The sequence below is a fragment of the Micromonospora sp. NPDC049101 genome, from assembly GCF_040648675.1.
GTDB lineage: Bacteria > Actinomycetota > Actinomycetes > Mycobacteriales > Micromonosporaceae > Micromonospora.
On sequence record NZ_JBEZED010000001.1, the window covers coordinates 48,622 to 70,027 of the forward strand.

A 21,406-nucleotide genomic window follows, 5' to 3' on the forward strand; every position below is an offset into this window, starting at 1 on the left:
CGGAGCGGGGGCAGGGCAGTCGGGGCAGGGCGGGACGCCGGGATGGGTGGCGGGGCCGCTCAGGGATGCGGGACTGCGGTTCCGGACCTGCCGGCCTGCACCAGGCGCTCCAGCCAGGGTGTCGGGGCGACGCCCAGCTCCCGGCCGAGGTCGGCGCGGAACAGCTCGAAGCGCCGTACCGCCTCGTTGATGTTGCGCTCGGCCAGGTGCACGGCGATCAACGCACGGGTGGCGCTCTCCCGCAGCGGCTCCAGGTGCACGGCGGTCAACGCCACCTGCACCGCCTCGCCGTACCGGCCCTGCGTGGTGAGCCGCTCGGCGAGGGCCTCCAACGCGTACAGCCGGGTTTGGCGCAGCCGTTCCCGCTCGGTCAGGACCCAGTCGTCGTACCAGCCGGGCAGCAACTCGCCCGTCGCCACCGTCAGCACGGTGCCCACCGGTGAACCGCCGCCCAGCAGGACGGCAGCCGCCGCGCTCAGGGCGGCCACGTCACTTGTCACCCCGGTGGCCAGGGCCAGCCGGTCGTCCTCCTCGACGAGGGGCTCCGGCGTGACCCGGTGTAGCCGCCAGAGCATGGTGCGCAGGTTGGCCCGGGCTCGGTCCTCGTGAGAGCCGGGCCAGAGCGTCCCGGCGGCCTCCGAGCGGGCACAGCGCTGGCGTACGCCGAGGTAGGCCAGCAGTCGGCGGGCGCCCTGGGGCACCGCCACCACCCGCCCGTCGCGTTCCAGGCCGAAGCCGCCGAGCAGCCGCAACGCGTACCGGGCCGGCTGCTCGGCCGTGGCCTCGTACCCCCCGGCGTGCAGGTCGTGCGTCACCTCGTGAACAACCATGCCCGCGCCTTTCGCACCCGATCCCCGTGGCAGTTCCACGCTCGGGTGTGGACGGTCGGCACGCCAGCGCAGTGTCGTCACACCGACCCGGCGCGCGGCGGAGATCAACCGTTCGCCGGATTCGGTTCCGGCCGATCAGCGCAGCTTGCTCAGCGTCCGGGCGTACCCGGTCCACTCGGCGGCGTCGCCGACCTCGGCGCGTACCCCGGCCTCCCTCATGATGCCGAGCACCTGTTCGGGCTTCGCGTCGGCCAGCTTGCCCAGTGTGCTGATCCCGGCGCGGGTCAGGGCCGCGCGGGCCTTGGTCGGCACCCCGGCGAGCATCGCGATGTCGGCGTCGGCGACGTTCTCCAACTCGGCCTCGATGCCGAGTGCGGCGGCCACCGCCGACTGGGCGCCGACAGTGGTCCGGACGATCACCGCCTCCCGTTCGCTCACCTCGCCGAACATGGCGTCCACACTCGGGTAGGCGGTGTCCGCCGGCAGCACCTTGAGCACGTCGCGGACCGTCCGGCCGTCGGCCAACTCGTCCTCGCCGAAGAAGCGGATGAACTCCACAAGCTCCACCTCGCGCGGGAAGCGCTGCCGGACGTCACCGTTCTCGGCGGCGTAGCGTTCCAGGTAGGCGGCGCCCCGGACCTTCGGGCCGACGACCACGTCCACGCCGAGGGTCTCCACGGCGGGCAGCACGATGGTGCCGGCCTTGGTCTGCCAGATGCTGACCTTCTTGTCCATGAACATCGTGGTGCCCATGTACCTGCCGAAGTCCAGCGTGCCGATGTAATTGGGGATCTGTTCGAGCTGGTACGGACCGGGGCTGACCTTGGTCTCGTGCACCGTCGAGTGCAGCCGGTTGATCTCCGCACGGATCTCGTCGAGCAGCCGGCGCAGGCTCACCCGCATCGCCGCCATGCAGGAGAACGCCTTGGCCAGATCGGTGCCGAGGTGGTCCAGGTCGTGCTCGATGCGGTGGAACCGCTCGTTGAAGCCCTGCTCCCCCGGGGTCTCGCCGGCCTGCACCACGTCCTCGCCGTCGACCCAGTCGGTGTGGGCGAAGGTCCGGGCGAACGGCGGCGGCGCGCAGCCCGGCTCCACGGCGGGGAACGACTCGGCGTAGCTGAACACGCGCTTCGCGGTGCCCACGTTCTCGTAGATCCAGGACGAGACCAGCACGCTGGCGTCCGAGGCCGGAATGCCGTGCTTGGTGAACGCCTCGTACAGCTCGGTGACGGTCACCCCGTCGTAATTGATCTCACTCGCCATGGTGGTGTCCCTCTCAGAGCTGGTCGTACACGCCGCGGTGCCGGCGCTGCTGGAACGTGCGGAAGGTCCGGGCCACCGCCGGGCGCAGCGGCTCGGCGGTGCCGTCGGCGTCGAGGTCGACGTGGTCGCGGCGAATGCCGAACGTGTTGATCTCCACGCCGAGCGGACAGACCCGGGTCAGCGCGTTCATCAGCCGCTCGTACTGCTCCAGGGTCAACGTGACCCCGTCGGGCAGCTCCACCCGGAACTCGTACGGGTCGGTCCGGCCGGTCCGCACGTAGGAGAGCGCCACCACCGCGACCAGCCCGGCGTGGGTGGGCCGTAGCGCGGTCCGCGCACCGACCGCCTTGATCTCCGCGGTGCCGCCGCCGAGCCCCACGGTGTACCAGCGGAACCCGGTGGCCCGGCGCTCGGCCAGGTTCAGCCCGGCCTGTGGCAGGCCGATCACGCTGCACACCAGCAGGATCCGGTTGCCCGTCTCGACGAGCGGCAGCGCGGCGGCGAGGTGCTGGTCGCGCAGCAGCCCGACCAACCGGGCCAGCCGGTCACCGGCGGCGGGTTGACCGGCGATCAGTGCGGTGGCCAGCGCGGCCGGCAGTTCGATGGTCTCCACCAGCTCGTCGGGGAGCCGGTTCAGCGCGGCCACCACCGGTGCCGGGTCCCGTACCGCCGGCAGGCCGGCGGCGGCCAGCAGCTGGTCGACCGGCTGCCCGGCCGGTCGGGTCGGTACCGCCGCCCACCGCGTCCGGGCCGCCGCGTCGGTCAGCGGCGTCCACGCCGGTTCCCCGGCGGTGGTCCAGGCCGCCCCGGCCGCGGTCAGCCCGGCCAGCAGCAACGCGTTACCGCCCGGATCACCCGGGGCGTGGAACTGTGCCTCGATCGCGGCGTCCGCGCCGATCGCCGCGCTCAGCGGCGCGGTCACCGCCAGGCCTCGGGTGGGCAGGTGTGACAGGTACATCCGGGTGGTGCTGACCCGGTGCGTCGTGGCCAACCCGCACACCCGCCACAGCCACGCCAGCTCGCCGTCGGCCGCCACGGTGGGTACCCCGGCCGCGCGGGCGGCGGCGATCAGCGCCTCGGCGGTCCGGTCGTCGGTGACCGCCCGAGTGGTGTCCAGCACCCGGTTGCGCAGGTCGGTGGCCTGTGCGGGGGTCGGCCAGCTCACGTCGACGCCGAGACCCAGCTCGTAGCGGCTGCCACCGGCGTCGTCCTGGGCCCGGGTCACCTGCCACACGATCGTCGAGCCGAGCGCCCGACAGACCCGCCCGGCCCGGTCCAGGGCGGCGGCCAGCGGCGGCGCGATGGCATGCGCGCTGTCGAAGGCGTACGACTGGCGCAGGCTGGCCCGCAGCGCGGTGACCTCGGTCAGTCGGTTGCTCGGCAGCGCCCGGCCGGCGTGCACGGTGTTGTTCGGCGGGGTGTTGGCGGGCAGCACCAGTCGGTCGCGGCGCAGGTGGGCGAGGAAGTTCGTGCGGTGCTGCGGGTCGCCGGCCGCGACCAGCCGGATCGCCACGGCGAACCGGTCGTCGTCCTCGCGCAGCGTGAACCGGGCGCCGCCGGGCAGGTCGGCGAAGAGCCCGGCGTTCGGGTCGGTGTCCGCGCCGGGGCCGTTGAGCAGGTGGCGTACCGCGCCCGGGGTGGGCAGCAGGAACCTCCGGTAGAGCCCGAGCCGGTGGGCGTACGCGGCGTCCGGCTCGCGGGCCGGCGGGGCGAGCCGGCGGGCGTACACCTCACCGCTGGCCGGCTCGTGCACCAGCTCGTCGACGAAGCGGGCCACCCCGACGTCCGCGCCGATGCGGTCCAGCGCGTCGCGTCGGGCGTGTGCGAGGGTCCGGTACGCGTGCACCTCCCGGGCCGCGCGACGCAGCCGGTGCTTCTCGTACGACACCAGGTAGAGCAGCCGACCCAGGTTGCCCTCCAGCACAGCCAGCTCGACCAACCCGGTCAGCGCCGTACCGGTGACCGCCGTGGCGGCGGCGCCCTCGATGGTCCGCTCGGCCGTCACGGCGACGGCGAACGACGCGACAAGCGGTTCGTCGACGGTGTCCGGCACGTACGCGGGCACCGACGCGCCAGCGGCCGACCAGGGCGCGAAGAGCACCGGCGGCAACACCCGCTCGCCGGTCCCGCCCGGGTCCACCGTGACGGTCACCCGGACGGTCTCCTCGACCAGGTCGCGGCGCAGCACCACGGTGAGCAGCGGGTGCCGGCTGGTCCAGTCCACCACCGCCGCGCCGGTGGCGGCGACCGGCACCACCACCCGCCGGACGGTCCCCGGGTACGGGCCCTCCAACTGGTCGACGAGGTTGCGTTCGACGGACGGGTCGGCGCCGTCCACGGGTACCCGGAGGTCGGTCATCGGTCCCCCGCTCAGACGATCCGGAACGGCCGGGGATCGTCCCGGTCGACGTAGACGGGCACCTGGTTCGCGGCGAGCACCGCGTTGTCGCCGACCGGTAGCCGCTGCACCCCGTCGCCGGTGGGCGCGCTGCCGGTCACGACCACCGCCGAGTCGGCCGGGAAGCGGACCAGCCGCAGGGCGCGGACGTCCGCGACGCCGGGCTCGTTCATCAGCGTCCAGATCACCTCGGCGGCGCGGACGGGCTCGCCGAAGGGCAGCTCGTCGACGTAGCGGCGCAGTCGGGCGTGCAGTCGGGCGCGCAGCTCGGTGGCGGCGGTGGACGCGTTCACCGTCTCCTTGGAGCCGGTGGGCAGGGGCAGGCCCCGGATCACCAGGTCCGCCTCGACACCGATGCCGACCTCGTCGGCCCGGTCCACGGAGGCGAAGATGCCCACCGGGCGCAGGTCCTCGATGACCGACTCGACGGCGGCGTGCAGCCCGTCCGGGCCGTCCCAGATGGCCGCGGCGGTCGGCGCGACCAGGACCGTGACGTAGTACGGGTTGCCCAGGTCGCGTTCGGTGCTGAAGACCCGCTCGATGAAGGAGAAGTTGCCGAAGATGGACTGGTTGAGGTCCAGCCCGCCGCGACCGTCGAAGACCTGCACCTGGCGTACGCCGGGGACTGTCGCCACGGCCAGGCCGATCGCCTCGGCCGTCCAGATGGAGCGGGGTGCGGCCAGCAGCAGTTGCCGGTAGCGGGCGTCGGGGACCTGCTGTTCACCCCCGGTCAGCGCGACGGTGTGGGTGATCTCCACCAGCTCCTTGCCGGCGGCCTGCTCGGCGTCGTCCAGGTCGGCCAGCAGGGTGTCGGCCCGGTTCCACCTGTCGATCTTCTGGCTGGGCTGGGCGGGGTCGAGGTTGTGTGCCGGGCCGGGATGGAACGCGGCGACGGCCGGCACCCGTTCGCCCACGGCGGCCGACAGCACCACCGTCTCGTCCAGGGCCACGTGGTGCCCGCCGGGTGTGGACAGCCGGGCGCCCCGGGGCAGCGTGAGCTGGGTGCGCCCGGTGGGCAGGGCGGCCTTCAGTTTCAGCTTCACCGTGCCCCTCGCCGGCAGGTACGGGCGGGGGATGCCGAGTTCCTCGCCGAGGCGGGTCAGCGCGTCGGCGGTGGCCGACACCACGTACGAGTTGTCGTAGACGGCACCGAGCGCCGCCCACAGCCGGGCGTCCTCCAGCGCGGCCAGTTCGAGGACCTTGCGCAGCACGGCGCCGCTGGTCAGGTCGACGTCGTCGCCGAAGAGCAGCCGGGCGGTGGCCAGTTTCTCGGCGAGCAGCCGGGCGAAGGACTTGGGAACGAAGCCGCTCTCGACGATGCCGAAGCCGGTCGAGCCGGTGGCCCGCAGCGCGGCGGCATCGACGGCCAGGACGTCGGCCAGCTCGGCCGGGAGGGTGGGATCAGACACTGGGCAGCTCCCCGAGATGCACCGAGAGCCGGTCGTCGGTGATGGTTTCGAACTGGACCTGCACCTGCAGGGTGCGGGCGGAGCGCAGCGCGGCTGCCGCCGCGTCGTCGGCCCGGCCCGCGCCGAGCCGACCGTCGTCGAGGTTCACGTCGACGATCTTGCGGACGCGGGGGTCGCGGTCGAGCAGGGTGATGATGCCGATGCGTACCTGCTCACGAATCAGGTTCGGCTCGATCTGCTCGGCGAGGGCGTTGAGCCCGTCGAAGCCGAAGGTGGCGTCGAAGACGTTCGAGCCGCGCAGCGTGGTCAGCGCGACCGCGAGGCTCTGGGCGACGTTGTCGGTGCCGGCGACGAGGGCCAGCACCCGGCCGTTCGGGCCGTCGTCGAAGACGATGTCGCGGGCCAGGTCGACGCCGGGCATGGTGGGTTCGAAGGCGAGGCCCCAGCCGAGGTAGCGGCGCTGGGCGGCCTGCCGTTCCCGTTCGGTGCGGTCCATCTCAGACCGCCTTCAGCTTGCTCTGCCCGGCGGTGGCGGCCAGACCGGGGGTGCTGCCGTCGGTGGCGCCGTTGAGCGAGTCCAGGGCCACCCCGACCCCGCCGACCTTGAGCTTGCTGGCGGCTCCGGTCGCCGTGGTCACCGTGCTGCACTGCTTCGTGGAGTTGCTGGTGGTGATGGTGCACCCGGCCACCGACCTGCCGCTGATCCCGTCCGGGCGGGTCACCGCGACGTGGTCGACGGTCAGCTTGCTCTGCCCGCCCGGGGTGACCTTTCCCTGGCTGGGGCAGTGCACGTCGCTCGACGTGGTGAGCACGAAGGCCATAGCGTTCCCCTCAGTGGACGTTCATCGCGTTGTCGACCTGCACGTCGACGTCGTCGGCGGCGATGGTCACGGTGCCGCCGCTGATGTTCACCGCGCCGTTGCCCGCGTCCAGGTCGATTCGGGTGCCGGTGATGGTGATCGAGCCGTCCTGCTTCATGACGATCGACGACCCGCCGGCGGCGTGCTCGATGGTGATGCTGTCGGCCTCGTCGGCGCGGGCCGGGCGCTGACCCCGCCCCTGCAACTGGGCCCGGCCCACCCGCACGGTCAGCTCACCGAGCTCGATGACCCGGTTGCCGTCGCCGTCGGTGAGGTCGTGCGCCACCTTGCCGTCGTGGTCGGCGGGCACCACCGCGTCGCCGACCGACGAGCGACTGTTGCTGGCCACCCCGACCGGCAGGGACAGCCACCAGTCCCCCGGCTGGGACACCGGGGCGTGCCCGGTGGGCCAGAGCGCGCCCACCTCCACCGGGTCGTCGGGTGCGCCGTTGCGGTAGGCGAGCGCCACCCGGGTGCCCGGGTAGCGGGGCAGGATGAGCCCGCAGCCACCCCAGGCGAACGGGGTCAGGTAGGTCACCCCGGGCAGCGGCGCGGGCTGCTCCCGGCGTACCGGCAGGCGGCGGGCGCCGTTGGGGCGGCCGTCCGGGCGGGCGAGGCCCTCCCACACCGTCTCGGTCTGGGCTGGCGGCTCGACGGCACCGCTGGCGTTGGTGGCCGCCGCACGTACCTCACCGATCTCCAGCCCACGGGTCTCGCCCCGGGCGGCGCGGGCCGCGCGACGCACCGCCTCGGCGGCGGCCACCCCGGGTGAGGACGCCGGGCCGGCCGGCTCGGCGGTGCCCACGCCGGAGGCGTCACTCCAGCTGTCCCACGCCTGGTCGCCCGAGGTGACCTCGACGCCCTGCACCACGGTGACGAAACCGGCGGTACGCGACAGGGTGTGCCGCGCGGCGCTGAGGTAGAGCAGTTTCGCCCCCGCGCCCAACTCCCCGGTCGACGGGGCGAACGGCGCCGCGAACGAGCCGAGCAGTGCCGCGCCGACACTGCCCAGCGTGGTGGCCTCGTCCACCGCCGGCGGGTCGAAGCACACCAGGTCGCCGGGCTTCAGGTCGGGGCGGCCCTTGAGCGTCAGCGTCCACGCCCGACGGCGTGGCGCGGCGGTGCCACCGGACTCGGTGGCCGCGTACGGGTCGGTGTCCTGGCTGCCGTTCTCGGTGCACTCCAGCAGGCCGGTGGCGAGGGTCAGCGGCTTCGGTTCCCCCTCCGGATACGGGATGGGCCGCCTACCGACGTGCACGGTGCCGTCGCGGATCAGCAGCATCCCCCGCCCGTACGCGTTGAGCGACTGCTGCACCGCGCCGCCGATGCGTTCCAGCGCGGTGCGGTAGAGCAGCCCGGCGCCGAAGGCGACCCGTTCGTCACCGGCCGCCTCGGTGGCGCCGGAGGTCATCGTGCCGTCCGGGTTGGCGCCCCAGGTGGCGATGTCCACCCTGGTCCGTTCGGCGACGGCCCGGATCGCGGCGCTGAAGGTGGCCGCCTCGAACCGTTCGGCGACCCGCTGTCCGAGCCGGGCGTACGCCTGCTCGACGAGGGTCAGCTCGGTGTCGTAGGTCCGCTCGCCGGTGCGTCGGCGTACCTTCGTCACCCGCAGCACGGCGACGAGCGCCTGGGTCAGCTCGGCCGGGGTCGGGCCGGCGTTGACGCCGACCAGGTTGGTGAAGAACGCGCCGACGGAGGTGTTGGCGTCGCGCCAGTACAGGTGCAGTTTCGCCACCAGCGGCGGCTGGCCCTCGGCGGTGCGCAGCGCGGCGAAGTGCTCGTCGATCAGCCCCTGCACGGTGATCGTGTACGCGCCGGGGCCCAGCCCGTCGGGCAGCGCGGCGTCGATGGCGGCGTAGTAGTCGGCGCTGGACAGGTTGAGCGCGACGTCCGGGCTGAGCCCGGTCGGGGTCTCCCGGTGGAAGGTCAGGGTCCAACCGGCGTCGTTGCCGACCGCGCCCTGGCGGACCTGACCGGTTTGGAACGGCGTGAGCGTCATCGCAGCACCCTCCGCAGCTTCTTGTCGAGCAGGTAGCGGTAGCGCAGCCGGCCGGGGCCCAACTCGGACTCGACACGCTGCGCGGGTGGGCGGCGACGCCACACGAACTCGTTGATCGGTGGCGGCCCGAACTCGTCCGCCGCCCGGTCGGCCCGCCGCCAGGCCAGCGCGATGGACGAGCCGTAGTCGCCGGAGCCGCGTACCGTCCCGGCGTGCAGCAGCCAGCTCAGCACCACCACCTCCACGGTGACCGGGGTGGACCCGGCGGCGACCGCCGGGCCGGCGTCGGGGCAGACCCGGCGCAGACCGGCGGCCAGCGGCACCGAGCCGAGGATCCGGGTGCCCTGGCGGACGACGAGACGCAGCGGCACCCGGCCGGCGAGCGCCGGGGGCGGGGGCACGGCCGGTGGCGCGGGTCGGGGTGCCAGGTCGTCGGCGGAGCCGCTGACCACGGCGAGCGGGTCGGTGTGCAGCCACTGCCGGGCCAGGCCGGTGGGCAGGATCAGCACCGCGTGCACACCGACGCCCAGCTCGACGCGGTGCGGCAGGCCGGCGGTGAGGCGCTGCCGGACCTCGGTGAACCCGTCGGGCACCTCGATCGGTGTCTCCGGCAGCAGGTAGCGGTCGATCGGGAACGGCGGCATCAGTTGCCCAACCCGTCGGCGAGCGCGCCGACTCCGATGCTGGCCACGTCGAGCAGCTTGCCGAGCAGGCTGGGACGGGGCACGTGGACGAGGGTGATGGTGGTGTCCAGGACGTCGCGGCGGGCGGCCGAGGCGTTGAAGGTCAGCGACTGCACCTGCATGTCGGTGCGGATGGTCATCGAGGTGACCAGGATCAGCCCACCGAACTTCCCCCCGGAGTACGCGGCGAGGGCGGTGCCGCGTTTACTCGCCTCGGCCATCGTCTCCAGGGCGAACTTCCAGGCGTAGCGCTCCGGGCCGACCAGCACCCCGGTCAGCGTGATGGTGTCGTCGTGGGTGGCCACGATGGCCTTGTGCGCGGTGGAGCCGATCGGCGGCAGGTGATAGGTCTGTGCCAGCGAGATCGCGGTCACCGCCCAGATCGGGATGGGCAGGATCCCGTCGCTGATGATCGCGGACGGCACCGTGCCGTACCGCAGGAAACTGGTGGTGGCCATGCTCAGCGCCCTCCGGTGGGTGGCAGCGGCACCGGCGTACCGGTGGGTTCGACGGCCAGGCCCAGGTCGCGCAGCGCCTGGGTGATCTCGCGGACCTCGCCGGCGGCGCTGGTGACCCGCAGCCGCAACCGGCGCTCCGCAAGCGCCGCGCTGATCCGCGCCGGCCGGGTGGACGCGGACCCGCGCCGGTTGATCCGGTCGATCTCGGCGGCGGCGTCCTCCATCCGGGAGATCGCGTCGAGAATGCGCGGGTCGGCGGTGAAACCGGGGTCGTCGCGGTGCAGCCGGGCGATGGCGTCGCGGAAGTCGGCGGCGTCGCGGCGCAGGTTGGTGACGAGGTTGTCGGTGAGCGCGCTGACCCCGCCGACGCTGGCGGCCCGGTGCGACTTGTCGTCGATCAGCCACACCCAGCCGTCGTGGCCGATGCCGACCAGGTCGGTGCCGGCGACCTTGACGTTGGCGTCGGGGCCCTTGAGGAACAACTCGATGCTGCTCAGCGAGAACGCCGCGCTGTACTCGCCGAGCACGCCCCGACCGTAGGTGACCATGTCGTGGCGCAGGTAGGCGCGGAAGCCGGGGCCGTCGTCGGCGCGGCCGCCCCGGTCCCGGAAGCGCCGCCACAGGGTGCTCAGGGCCTCCGGGTTGTGCAGGGCGAGCTGCTGGGTGAGCCAGACGTCGCCGCCGGCGACGACCGCCCGCAGGTCGGCGTCCCCGATCCGGGCCAGGGCGTCGGCCAGCCGCGCCTCGCTGACCTGCAGGCCCCGGGAGCGGGCGCGACCGAGGTCGTCGACGGCGGTGCGCAGCCGGGCCAGTTCGTCGGGGGTGAGCCGGCCACCGAGGCGGGTCTCCAGGTCGGCGACGGCGGCCCGCTTGCCGCCCTCGCCCTCGGCGGCCACCGCACGCCACAGCGCGGCCGGTTCCACCTCGGCGGCGCGGCGCAGCGCCGCCTGCCGGTCCGCCGGCATGGCCCGGAACGCGTCGCCGACGATCGCGGCGGGCTCGGTGTGCCGGCCGGCCGCGCCGCCGCCGGCGTCGAACTCGCGCAACAGCGAGTCGGCGTACGCGGCGGAGTCGTCGGCCAACCGCAGCGGCGCGTCACCCACGATGCCGTCGCGGGGTCGGCTCAGCTCGCGCATCTCGGTGTTGAGCTGGTCGAAGTACTCGCCGAGGGTGGCCACCCGCACCCCGTCGGGCAGGGTGCCACCCTCCAGCACGTGGTCGAGGATGACGGCGATGTTGTCGCGCAGCACGGCGACGCGTTCCAGCCGGTTCAGCGCGTTGTTCAGGTGCAGGTCACCGACGTCGTCGACGATGCGGCGGATGAGGTGTTCCAGCAGCCGTCGGGAGCGCACCTCGCCGGCCTCGCTGTGCGCGGCGACGGTCCGCAGGAAGCTGCGCAGCCGGGGGTTGGCGTCGGCGGCGGCGTGCACGGCGGCGGCGTCGAGGAACCGGCCGGCGCGGAACCGGCGCGGCCCGGTCACGGCCGCACCACCGGCACGCGCGGGCCGGACGCGGCGGCCTGCTGCGAGTCGAGCACCATGAGGATGAACCGGGCGCCCTCCGGGCCGCCGACCGCGCCGTTGAGCATCGCCTCCCGCTCCACGTAGGCGAGGATCGGCTCCATCAGCTTCTGCACCACCCGTTCCAGCACCTCGTTGAGCAGGATCTCGGTGAGGAACCCCTGGAGCAGGTCCCGGGACGCGGCTTCGATGATCTGCCGGGTGACCCGGCGCACCACGTACCCCCGGGCGGCGCGCAGCCCGGCGCGGACGCCGAAGCGCAGGGCGACCCGGCCGCCGCGCACGGCCGCGCCGCCGATGGTGCCGGCCTCCGGGATGAGCGACAGGGCCAGCCCGAGGTACGCGGCGAACAGCTCGACCTCGACCTCGGTGCGGGTGAGCACCAGCTCCGGGTCGAGCATCGAGGCGTAGAGGCGTTCGCGCTGGTGGGCGTGAGCCACGTCGACGGCGGCGACGGCCACCCCGACCACGAAGCCCAGCGGCGGGCAGAGCAGCGACAGCGCGATGATCCCCACCAGGGTGGCGAACGCGTTCAGCGCCTCCCGGCCCAACTCGGTGCCGAACAGCTCGTCGACCCCGGTGGCGTAGTAGAGGTTGCCCCCGAAGAACTCGCCGATCTGCTGGTGGGTGACCAGGTGGATGCCCTGCAGGGCGAAGCGTCCTCGGGGGATGGTCGCCGACGGGATGTGCTCGCTGATCCGACTGGACCGGAACGCGAACCGGGCGTCGGTGCGGGCCCGGCCGAGCATCTCGGTGTTGTTGCGGCGCATGTCCTGCAACACCCGCCACAGTTCGTCGCGGATGGCCGACCGGTCGCCGGCGAAGCGGGCCAGCACGTCGGGCAGGTCGGTGATCTGCTTGACCAGCGGGTCGATGCCCTCGGCCTCGCCGCGTTGGATGACAAGTGCCTGTTCGATCTCGGCGAGGGTCCAGAGCACCGCGTGTGAGTCGCGGATCCGGGTGGTGCCGTCGCGTTCGACGATCTCGCCGGCCGCGCCGGGGCTGCTCAGCGCGGCCTCGGTGGCGAGGAACGCGCTGGAGATGGCGCGGGCGGCCCCGTACCAGGCGGTGGACGGGTTGGCCACGCTGACCGTGGCGAGGGTGCCGCCGCCGACGCCGGTGTGCGTGGACACCCAGCGGGCCGCCTCGTGCCGGCGCAACCGCTCGCGCAGCCCGTGCAGCTCGGCGTAGTCGGTGAGCTGGGAGACGATCAACCGCTCGAAGATCGGCGCGTACCTGTCGAAGTTGGTGATCCGCGCGTCGATGCCGGCCCGCGAGCTGAGCAGCAGCTGCACCAGCATGGCCTGGCTGCCGACGATGAACAGCTGCCCGACCGCGCCCTTGACGGCGGGGCTGAACGCCTGGATGAAGTGCAGGTTCCAGGACGCGGACGAGTCGATCCAGCCGCCCTGGATGCGGGCGAAGTGCTCGGGCTGGCGGTAGCGGTCCATGACCAGTTGGGCGAGGCGGTCCAGCCGGGGCACCACACCGGCCAGGTGGCGCAGGAACTGCACGGCGGGCGACGCGACCGGCCGGAAGTCCAACGGGCCGAGCCCTCCGGAGCCCTGTGGCACGGGCCTGGTGAACGCCACCCGCTCGGCCGCCCCGACCAGCAGGCTGATCGCCGCGGCCCGGCCGCGCAGCACGGCGGCGGCCTGGAGGCAGAAGTTCGCCGGGTAGCGGCACGGCTCCCCCATCTGCAACCGGAACGCGATGTCGTCCATCAGCCGGCGCAGCTCGTCACCGTCCGGGCCGAGCGCGGCCACCTCCGGTTCGCCGTTGAACGGGGCGCAGGCCCGCAGCTCGGCGTGTTCGCCCGTGACAGCGGGAAAGCGGCGACCCTCGACACCGGGTGGGGCGCTGGGGCTGCTCGGGTCGAAGACGAACCCACCCCGCCGGGCACCGCCGGTGCCGTCCCCACCGCTGCCGTCGCCACCCGTGCCGGTGCCGCCGGGCCCCGCGCCCGTGGCCGCTCCGGTACCCGTGCCCGCCCCGGAACCGCTGCCCGTGCCCGCCCCGGAGCCGGAACCCATGCCCGCGCCGGGTGGTGCGTTCGGGTCCGGCGGGGTAGCCGGGCGCTGCTCGACGCTGATCGGCAGGAGGTTGGCCGTACCGGTCCAGTGCAGCGTGGCGTCGGTCTCCTCGGTGCCCACCAGCAGCAGGGAGACCGCGCCGATGCTGACCACCACCAGGCTGGTCGGCAGCGCGCCGCCCAGCGAGGCGAGGATCGCGTCGACCCGCCGGGTCACCTCGGCGTCGACGGCCCGCTCGATCTGCGCCCGGTACTCCTCCGTGCTGGTGGTCTCGCCGCGCGGCGAAGCGGTCCGCAGCCGCTGCCGGATGTCGGCGCTCAGCTCCTCGTCCACCATGGCCACCAACCCGGCCCGGTCGGTGACCGGCCGACGCTGCACCGTGCCGGGCTGCGGGCTGGGCACCCGCGCCTCCACCTCGAAGTGCGGCTGCGGGGTGGCCCGGAACACCGTCTCGCCGAACGTGTCGAAGGTCAGCACCGACAGCGGAGTGGTGGTCACCATGATCGCCCAGACCGGGCGTCCGTCGGAGCCGACCACCCGGGCGATGATCCCCTGCGGGGTGCCCGACGGCAGGCCACCGTGCTGGCGTACCGCCTCGCGGGCCAGCTCGACGAAGTGCCCGGCCAGGTAGCTGGCCGGGCGCAGCAGCCACTGGTACGTCACCCGGGGCGGCTCGTCGCCGTCCACCGGCACCTCCGCGGCGTCGCCACCGTCGTCGTAGGACGGCACCCGGTAGACGGCCAGCAGGTGACGCATCCGCCGCGGGTCGAACAGCTCGGTCGGCGGCTCACTCAACGGCGCGGCCACCCCGGCGGGCAGCCCCGGGTCCAGCCGCGCGGCGGTGACCACCTCGTCGATGCGCCGGCGCAGCCGGGCCTCGAAGGCCCGCCGCTCGTCCGGGGACACCCGCGCACCGCCCGCGCCGGTCCACCGGAAGGTCGGCGCTTCGGGGCGTACCTCCAGATAGCCGCCGTGGGGCGCGACCACCTCGCGGCGGGAGCGCTCCAGCGCGCGGGCCAACGCCGCGGCGAGCGCGTCGGTCACCGCCGCCGGCCGCTCGGTCAGCGACCGGGCGTCCAGCCGGATCCGCACCGGCACGTGCACCGAGATGGCCACCGTCAGAACCGCCCGTCCAGGTGCTCGGCGAGGCGGGCCAGCGCGAGGTCGGCGAGCGCGTCGGCGTCGAGGGCGCCGCCGGCCGCGACCACCTCGATCTCCACCGGGAAGTGGTACGCGATGACCGCGCGGTCGTCCTCGACCACCTGCTCGGCCTGCGCCTCGCTGCCGGCCGCCGGCAGCACCAGCTCACCCGCGTGCACCAGGGCCAGCCCGGTACGGGTGACCCGGGCGGCGCGGCCAGCACCGGTCGCCATCTGCTACCTCCGGTTGATCGTTTGCGGGTTGTCGTCCGGCCCGGTCAGGGCAGCACGGACGGGTCGCCGGTCTTCGGGTCGACCGAGGCGGCCAGGCTGAAGCCGCTGAAGGTCGCCGCCGGCGCGCCGGAGATGGTGGCGGTGGTCGGGGTGGCACTGGTGATCAGGCAGTCGCGCAGGACGAAGGACGAGAACGACCAGTCGTCGCCGGTGTGCTCCAACAGGGCTATGTCGAACAGCTCGCCGTCGAGGGCCAGCTTGGTGAGCCGTCCGGCGACGTCCCCGATCGCCTTGACGGTCATCGTGAAGTTCATCGACACCGGCGCGTGGATGACACCCAGGTGGGTCACCTCGCACGAGTGCAACGCCTCGACGTTGAGCGAGAAGGACGGGCTGAACGAGTCGATGGGGCTGATCAGCACCGTCTCGGTGCCCTTGGTGTACTGCACCGCGAGGCGGGTCTTCCACTCCATGGTCTGGTTCCTCCGGGTCAGAACTTGGCCACGAGCGTGACCAGCAGGCGGCTCACGGCCGGGCCGTACGTGACGGTGACGACCAGGTCGACAGTGCGGTCGGCCCGGGCGGCGGTGACGATCGAGGTGTCGGTGGCGGTACGCGCGACCTCGGGGATGGAGAGGATGTCCAGCACCGGGATCTCGATGCGGTAGTCGTCGATCACCGCCTGCCGCTTGAGCGGGCCGAGGATGCCGTCGACCTGGGTCTTCAGCAGCGTCATCCCGGGCTTGGTGATCCGCGCGTCGCCGACCAGGCCGATCAGCCCGGCGCGCAGCAGGAACTCGGCCTGGTCGAGGGTGCGCGCCAGGTCGACGTGCAGCAGACTCGCGTCGGAGGTGAACAACCGCCCGTCGGCGAAGTGCAGGCTCTCCCCGGTGATCAGCGTGGGGTCGATGATCGGCGTGAGATTGGCCTCGGAGAGGCCCTTGATCTCGGCCGGGCTGTACTGCTTGGCCACCGGAATGGCCACCCCACGGATCTTCTTCAGCACGATGCTGTGGTGCACCGGCAGCCCGGCCACGGCGGCCATCGCGGCGGTGGCCGCGTCGCCGTCCGCGCCCCGGGCGGCGATCATCACCATCCGGCTGGTGCTGCTCTTGAGCGGGTTCGCGGCGGTGGTGACGTCCGCGACGTAGGTGGGGCCCTTCTCGGTGGCCGGGTTGACCATGGCGAACCCGAGCCGCCGCAGGCCGGCCGCCGACATGGTCTCCACGTGCGCCTTGAGCGCGTGCAACCCGGTGGGTGCGCCCGCACCGGCCGGGTTGCCGACTGTCGACTCGTTGGCCAGCGACACCATCGTCACGTCGTCGGCCGCCTCCAGGCCGCTCAGCGCGGCGGCGTAGTCGTCGCCGGCCACCTTGACCCCGTACACCTTGGCCGGACGTGGGTCCTGCAGGAACGCCAACTCCAGGGAGTTGTAGAGGGCGTTGCGGACCACGTTGCCGGCCTGCCGGCGGGCGAAGTTGGTGACCGCGTCGTCCAGGGTCTCGATCCGCACCGGCGTGTTCGCCGGCGCCGAACCGCCGTCCGCGGTGGACGGTGCCCTGCCCACCACGGCGATGACGCCCGGTGAGCGCTGGGCCAGCGGCGCCGGAGGCGGCACGATCCGGACCTCGATGAACGGGAATGCTGCTGTCGGTGCCACGGGTCCTCCCGGACGAAGTTGCTGCTGCGGTCTGGGTGTCTCAGGTCGTCACGGCGGCCAGTCCGATGCCGCTGCGGGCGAGCCACTGGCCGGCCCGTGCGAACCGGGCGGCCCGCTTCTGTGCGGCGGTGCCGGTGTCGCCGCCGGGCCAGCCGTCGTCGTCGAAGGTCTCGATGGGGACCACCCAGACGGCGACCACCCGATGTCGGCGCCGAACGTCGTCCGGCGCCGGCACGTCCAGCCCCAACTCCTCGGCGCGGGCCCGCACCAGGCGCGTCTCGACGAGCAGGTCGGCCAGGGAGAAGCCCTGGTCGCGGACCAGCACGGCGGCGGCGAACGGCAGTGGGCGCGGGATGGGCGGGGCGGCCGACGGCGCGGCGTAGCGCAGCCGCACGGTGGCGCCGGCGGCCTGCCCCCGCATCCGCGTCACCAGATCACCGGCGTTCGCGGCGCCGACCCCCGCGAGCAGCCGGTCCAGGTGCGCGTCGGTGAACGCGGCCGGTTGGTGCAGTCCGGCCCGCAGTCGGGCCACCAGCCGGCTGCGGCGTTCGGTCTCCAGTTGTGCCGGGTCGGCCGGCAACGCACCCAGGTCGGCGACGATCTGCGGGTCGACGTCGAAGGCGGGCACCGCCACGTCGAGGTCCTCGACCCGGTCCCGGGCGGCGCTGGTCCGCACCACCAGGCTGCCCCGCCACAACGCGTCGATGCGCAGCGCCTCCCCGCCGAGCCCGTGCAGGCGTACCCGCAGCTCGGTGCGGACGGTGCCGCCGGAGGCCAGCCACTCCCCCTCGGCCAGGGTGACGGGTGCGGCGGCGAAGCCGAGGGTCAGCTCGTCGAAGACCGCCGCGTACGGCGGTGCGACAGGCATCGCCTCGGTGTCGTACGCGGCCTCGACCAGGTGCGCCAGCGACGCGTCGTCGAACAGCGCGGAACGGGTGCCCGGATCGGCCAACCGCACCAGCACCCCGTCGACGAAGTCCACCGCACGGCCTCCCCGTTGCGCGTGCCGGTGCACCCTGCCCGGCTCGGCACGAGGATCGCGGAGGACCCGTCACCCGAGCGTCACCGCCACCGTCACCGGGCCCGGCCCGTGCCAGGACTGTCGGGAACTGAGCACCCACACAGCTCCCCGCCGCCCTAGAACGCCCTCGCCGGGGCCGGCGCGGCCCGGCCCCGGCCCGGTATCACTCATGAGCGTGATGCCGCACAGTCATCTTGATGCCGCACAGTCATCACGCTCATCCGAGCACGCGCCTCCGCCCCCGGCTAACGGTCAGCAGGCGACGCTTCGTGCAGGACGAGACGGAGGGGATGCGGGGCGCTGGTGGCGAGGTTGCCGAGCACGCTAAGAAGCAGGGCGTACTGATCGGCCGGCTCGTCGGCGAGCAGGTGGCCGGCGTCGGTGACCAGCAGGGTGAGCGGGCCGGCGGCGAGCCGGTCGCGAAGCACGTCGGAGAGAGCGTCCCAGGTGTCCCCCAGGTACGCCGGCAGAGCCAGCGTGGTGGCGAGCGCGGCGAACAGCCCGGCCCTGGTCCGGGTTGCCGCTCCGGCCAGCACCACCGAATCGGGCAGCTCGACGGCGTCGTCGCGGCACACGATCAGCCACGCGGGCAGCCGACCCTCGTCATCGGTCATCACGTGCCTCCTGATTCGACCGGGTCGACATCCGGGCCGGGCGACATCCGACCGGGGTGCCGCCGCCGCGGCGGGGCCGACCGACCGCGACCGGCCGGCCCCAGGTCGGTCAGAGTCGGTAGAAGTCGGTGTAGTGGTTGGGCGAGAACCAGGTGACCCCGGTGCTGCGGTTCACGACGATCCGGTACGCGTCCCGGGCGGCGCCCTGGGTGCGCGGGTAGACGTCGTACTCGTAGTAGGTCGCGTTGGTGGGCAGTTGACCCTCGTAGTTGTAGAACTGCCCGCCGGCGAAATTGGACTTCCCACCGCTCCAGGAGTACCAGCCGCGGCTGGTCGGGAACCCCTTGGCCGACCAGCCCGAGCGGGCGGTGCGAGCGTCCGCGCAGCGGCTCATGGTGCAGGAGCTGTAGACCGCCGCCGAGGCCGAGTCGGTCAACCGGGGAGAGACCACGGACGGGCCGACAAGCGCGGCGGCGACCATGGTGAGGAGCAGGGCGAGGGTGGTGGTACGCCGGCGGATCGCGCCGAGCGTGGCCAGCGGGGACACGAGGGTGGACACAGGCTGCCTCCAGACCATCCAGTTCATCGATCCGCGTGATTGTCGGACCGGACTCAGTCTCGCCGCTGCCGGTCGGTGGCAACACCCCTGGGCGCTCCAACTACTCCACAATGCTCGGTGAATCCCGGATGATCATCTGTCGCGGCACGCCCGATCGGGAGCAGCCCGAGCATGCCGACGCTGACCCAGACGTACGAGTTGGCGCCCACGAACCCCCACGGCCCGGCCGACCCGTTGGCGAAGACCCAGACCAGCCCACTGCACAGCACGACGTAGCCGACGACACCGGCCCGCACCCGACGGCGGGCCGTCGCGTCGACCGGCGGCCACGGCGGCGTGGACGCGGCGAGCACCACCAGCCCCGGCACCAACCACACCAGGTGATGCACCCAGGTGACCGGGCTGACCAGGCACGCGGCGACGCCGGTCAGCGCGAAACCGGCCCTGTCGTCGCCCTCGCGCACGGCCCGGCGTACCCGTACCGCCCACACCGCCAGCACGGCGACGACAAGCAGCAGCCACAGCCGCCGGTCCGGGCGCTCCGGGTCGAGCCGGGCGACCAGGCCGAGCAGTGACTGGTTCGACACGTACGCCAACACACCGACCCGATCGGTGTCCCACAGCGCCTCGGTGAAGAACGTCCGGGTGGCGTCCGGGGCGAGCGCCGCCGCGACCATCGTCGCCCCGACGGCCGTGCCGGCGGCCGTGGCGGCGGCCCGCCAACGCCCGGTGACCAGCAGATACCCGATGAAGACCGCCGGGGTGAGCTTGACCGCGGCGGCCAGCCCAACCCCGACACCGGCCAGCCGACCGCCCCGCTCCAACAACCACAGGTCCAGGTAGACCAGCGCCACCAGCAACAGGTTGACCTGCCCGAAGCTGACCGTGTCCCGCACCGGGTTGAGCCCGGCCAGCAGGCAGCAGGCCAGCGCGAGCGCGTACCAGCGGGTCCACCCGTGCCGCCGGGCCAACGGGTCCACAAGCAGATGCAGCAGGAAGGCGACGGCCAACGCGGTGAGCAGCAGGTTCGCCACGATCGTCGGGTACCAGGCCAGCGCGGCCATCGGCACCATGCTGACCGCGGCGAACGGTGGGTAGGTGAAGCCGTACCCGTTCGGCGTGGTCCACTCGTACAGGTCGCCGCCGCGCATCCAGTGCCCGACCGCGCCGTGGTAGACACCGACGTCGAACCAGCCCCGATGCCCGGGCAGCACCGCGATCGCCACCGCGAGCACGGCGACCAGGGCGAGTACCGTCCCCACGCGCCGCCGGCCCGCGTTCATCGGGCCACCTCCACCGGGGCGGGCGGCACCAGCAGGCGCAGCGAACCGACCGCGAGCAACCCCACCAGCACCCCGGTGGCGGCCAGCACCGCCTGCGCCACGTCCGGTCCGAAGCCACTGGGCAGCGCCGCGAACGCGAGCACCACCGCGCCCAGCGCCGCCGCCGGCCGGGCCCGCCCGTGCGCCGCCGCCGCGATCAGCACCAGACCCCAGAGCGCGTACCAGGGACGGGTCGCCGGGCCGAGCAGCGCCGCCGCCGCCAGCACCAACCCCAGCGCGTACGCCGGGCCGAGCCGACGCCGATGCCACCACACGCCGACCGCCACCGCCAACGCGGCGGCCACGCCCAGCGCCAGGCACAGCCGCATCGGGGCGTCGCCCAGGTGCAGACCGAAGCGCCCGGCCGCGCGCGACGCCACCCGACCCAGCGCACTGGAGATCGACCAACTGTGTCGGTACATCGGGGTGCCGAGTGCGCCTACCCACCCGTACCCGATGCCGGTGGCCCAGGTGACCACGGCGGCGGTGCCCAGCGCGAACCCGGCGGTGCGGGCCACCGAGGTCGGCAGCCCGCGGTGGCGCGCGGCGAGCGAGACGACCACCAGCAGCCCGACCACCGCCGGCACCTTGACCAGCGCGGCGAGGGTGACCAGCACGGTGGCCGCGCCGTAGCGGTGCTCGAAGGCGAGACTCAGCCCGGCCACCAGCAGCCCCAGCATCACCGCCTCGTTGTGCGCTCCCGCGATGAGGTGCAACGGTACGAGCGGGTTGAGCACGCCCAGCCAGAGCGCGGCGGCCGGGTCGACGCCGCAGGGCCGGGCCAACCGGGGCAGATACGCCACCAGCGGCGCCACCCCGGCCAACGCCACCAGGCGCAGCCCGAGCACCCCGAGCACCAGCTTGCCGCCGGTCGCCGCAGTGACCACGGCCGCCACCGCGAGGAACACCGGCCCGTAGGGCGCGGGGGTCTGCTGCCACATCTGCGGCACCTCACCGGCCAACGCACCGCCCAACTGGGCCACCCCGTGCCGGTACACGTCGATGTCGGCGAGGACCATCGCGCCCTGCGCCAGGTAGCTGTACGCGTCCCGGCTGAACAGCGGCGGCGCCACCAGCAACGGTCCCGCCCAGCAGGCCAGGGTGAGCGCGGCGGATCGCCGGTCGACGACCTCGTCGGATGCGTGCGGGTGCCGGCCCGCCCACCACCAGGCGACGACGAGCAGGGTCAGGCCGGCGTACCCGCAGAGCAACCCCGGCGCCGCGAGCTGCCGCAGGGCGCTCCACCAGGCGGCGTGCGCGCCGACGGGCAACGCGCCGGCGGCCAGGCCGGCGCAGGACAGCAGCGTGGCACCGGCTCCCCCGAGCAGCCGGTACGCGACGACGGTCGGCAGTGTGCGCACCCGGGCAGGATGTCGTGCACCGCTGACCGCCACACGACGCCCG

19 protein-coding genes are annotated in these 21,406 nt (G+C 73.7%); all 19 read right to left on the reverse strand.

What is annotated here, in order from left to right; all coding sequences use genetic code 11:
- Positions 1 to 59: 59 nt before the first annotated feature.
- The 19 genes from AB0B57_RS00230 to mptB all read right to left on the reverse strand — a co-directional run bounded on the left by AB0B57_RS00230 (position 60) and on the right by mptB (position 21,363).
- Complete coding sequence (locus AB0B57_RS00230; protein ID WP_357063268.1) at positions 60 to 830, reverse strand: BTAD domain-containing putative transcriptional regulator; 771 nt, start codon at positions 828 to 830, stop codon at positions 60 to 62.
- A 135-nt stretch (positions 831 to 965) separates the two neighbouring features.
- On the reverse strand, positions 966 to 2,093 hold the full coding sequence (locus AB0B57_RS00235) for a hypothetical protein (RefSeq protein ID WP_357063271.1): 1,128 nt from the start codon (positions 2,091 to 2,093) through the stop codon (positions 966 to 968).
- Positions 2,094 to 2,106: 13 nt separating this feature from the next.
- Positions 2,107 to 4,452, reverse strand: coding sequence for a hypothetical protein (locus tag AB0B57_RS00240; RefSeq protein ID WP_357063273.1), 2,346 nt, complete (start codon positions 4,450 to 4,452; stop codon positions 2,107 to 2,109).
- A gap of 11 nt (positions 4,453 to 4,463) precedes the next feature.
- The gene (locus AB0B57_RS00245; protein WP_357063275.1) at positions 4,464 to 5,900 is read right to left on the reverse strand and encodes a baseplate J/gp47 family protein; all 1,437 of its coding nucleotides are present in this window, start codon (positions 5,898 to 5,900) and stop codon (positions 4,464 to 4,466) included.
- The gene (locus AB0B57_RS00250; protein ID WP_357063278.1) at positions 5,893 to 6,396 is read right to left on the reverse strand and encodes a hypothetical protein; all 504 of its coding nucleotides are present in this window, start codon (positions 6,394 to 6,396) and stop codon (positions 5,893 to 5,895) included. The genes AB0B57_RS00245 and AB0B57_RS00250 overlap by 8 nt, the downstream gene beginning before the upstream one ends.
- Before the next feature lies 1 nt (position 6,397).
- On the reverse strand, positions 6,398 to 6,721 hold the full coding sequence (locus tag AB0B57_RS00255; RefSeq protein ID WP_357063281.1) for a hypothetical protein: 324 nt from the start codon (positions 6,719 to 6,721) through the stop codon (positions 6,398 to 6,400).
- 10 nt (positions 6,722 to 6,731) lie between these two features.
- Positions 6,732 to 8,759 (reverse strand): hypothetical protein, encoded by a 2,028-nt coding sequence (locus tag AB0B57_RS00260; protein WP_357063283.1) that lies wholly within the window; start codon positions 8,757 to 8,759, stop codon positions 6,732 to 6,734.
- Positions 8,756 to 9,403 carry a hypothetical protein gene (locus tag AB0B57_RS00265; protein WP_357063286.1) on the reverse strand — a complete coding sequence of 216 codons (648 nt, stop codon included), beginning with the start codon at positions 9,401 to 9,403 and terminating at the stop codon, positions 8,756 to 8,758. The genes AB0B57_RS00260 and AB0B57_RS00265 overlap by 4 nt, the downstream gene beginning before the upstream one ends.
- Entirely contained in the window at positions 9,403 to 9,900 is a 498-nt protein-coding gene (locus AB0B57_RS00270; RefSeq protein WP_357063288.1) for a hypothetical protein, read from the reverse strand. The genes AB0B57_RS00265 and AB0B57_RS00270 overlap by 1 nt, the downstream gene beginning before the upstream one ends.
- Before the next feature lie 2 nt (positions 9,901 to 9,902).
- Complete coding sequence (locus AB0B57_RS00275) at positions 9,903 to 11,381, reverse strand: hypothetical protein (RefSeq protein ID WP_357063290.1); 1,479 nt, start codon at positions 11,379 to 11,381, stop codon at positions 9,903 to 9,905.
- Entirely contained in the window at positions 11,378 to 14,569 is a 3,192-nt protein-coding gene (locus AB0B57_RS00280) for a hypothetical protein (protein ID WP_357063293.1), read from the reverse strand. Before AB0B57_RS00280 ends, AB0B57_RS00275 begins: the two co-directional genes overlap by 4 nt.
- Before the next feature lie 2 nt (positions 14,570 to 14,571).
- The gene (locus AB0B57_RS00285; protein WP_357063295.1) at positions 14,572 to 14,826 is read right to left on the reverse strand and encodes a hypothetical protein; all 255 of its coding nucleotides are present in this window, start codon (positions 14,824 to 14,826) and stop codon (positions 14,572 to 14,574) included.
- A gap of 44 nt (positions 14,827 to 14,870) precedes the next feature.
- A complete protein-coding gene (locus tag AB0B57_RS00290; RefSeq protein WP_030489675.1) occupies positions 14,871 to 15,299 on the reverse strand; it encodes a hypothetical protein in 429 nt (142 codons plus the stop codon).
- 17 nt (positions 15,300 to 15,316) lie between these two features.
- On the reverse strand, positions 15,317 to 16,486 hold the full coding sequence (locus AB0B57_RS00295; protein WP_357063298.1) for a hypothetical protein: 1,170 nt from the start codon (positions 16,484 to 16,486) through the stop codon (positions 15,317 to 15,319).
- A 40-nt stretch (positions 16,487 to 16,526) separates the two neighbouring features.
- The gene (locus AB0B57_RS00300) at positions 16,527 to 17,468 is read right to left on the reverse strand and encodes a hypothetical protein (RefSeq protein WP_357063301.1); all 942 of its coding nucleotides are present in this window, start codon (positions 17,466 to 17,468) and stop codon (positions 16,527 to 16,529) included.
- A 284-nt stretch (positions 17,469 to 17,752) separates the two neighbouring features.
- Positions 17,753 to 18,121 carry a barstar family protein gene (locus AB0B57_RS00305; protein WP_357063303.1) on the reverse strand — a complete coding sequence of 123 codons (369 nt, stop codon included), beginning with the start codon at positions 18,119 to 18,121 and terminating at the stop codon, positions 17,753 to 17,755.
- 109 nt (positions 18,122 to 18,230) lie between these two features.
- Positions 18,231 to 18,680, reverse strand: a complete 450-nt coding sequence (locus tag AB0B57_RS00310) for a ribonuclease domain-containing protein (protein WP_357063306.1) — start codon at positions 18,678 to 18,680, stop codon at positions 18,231 to 18,233.
- Between the two features lie 53 nt (positions 18,681 to 18,733).
- Positions 18,734 to 19,963: a glycosyltransferase 87 family protein gene (locus AB0B57_RS00315; protein ID WP_357063309.1), complete on the reverse strand. Its 1,230-nt coding sequence runs from the start codon at positions 19,961 to 19,963 to the stop codon at positions 18,734 to 18,736.
- Entirely contained in the window at positions 19,960 to 21,363 is a 1,404-nt protein-coding gene (mptB, locus tag AB0B57_RS00320) for a polyprenol phosphomannose-dependent alpha 1,6 mannosyltransferase MptB (protein WP_357063312.1), read from the reverse strand. Before mptB ends, AB0B57_RS00315 begins: the two co-directional genes overlap by 4 nt.
- Between the last annotated feature and the right edge of the window lie 43 nt (positions 21,364 to 21,406).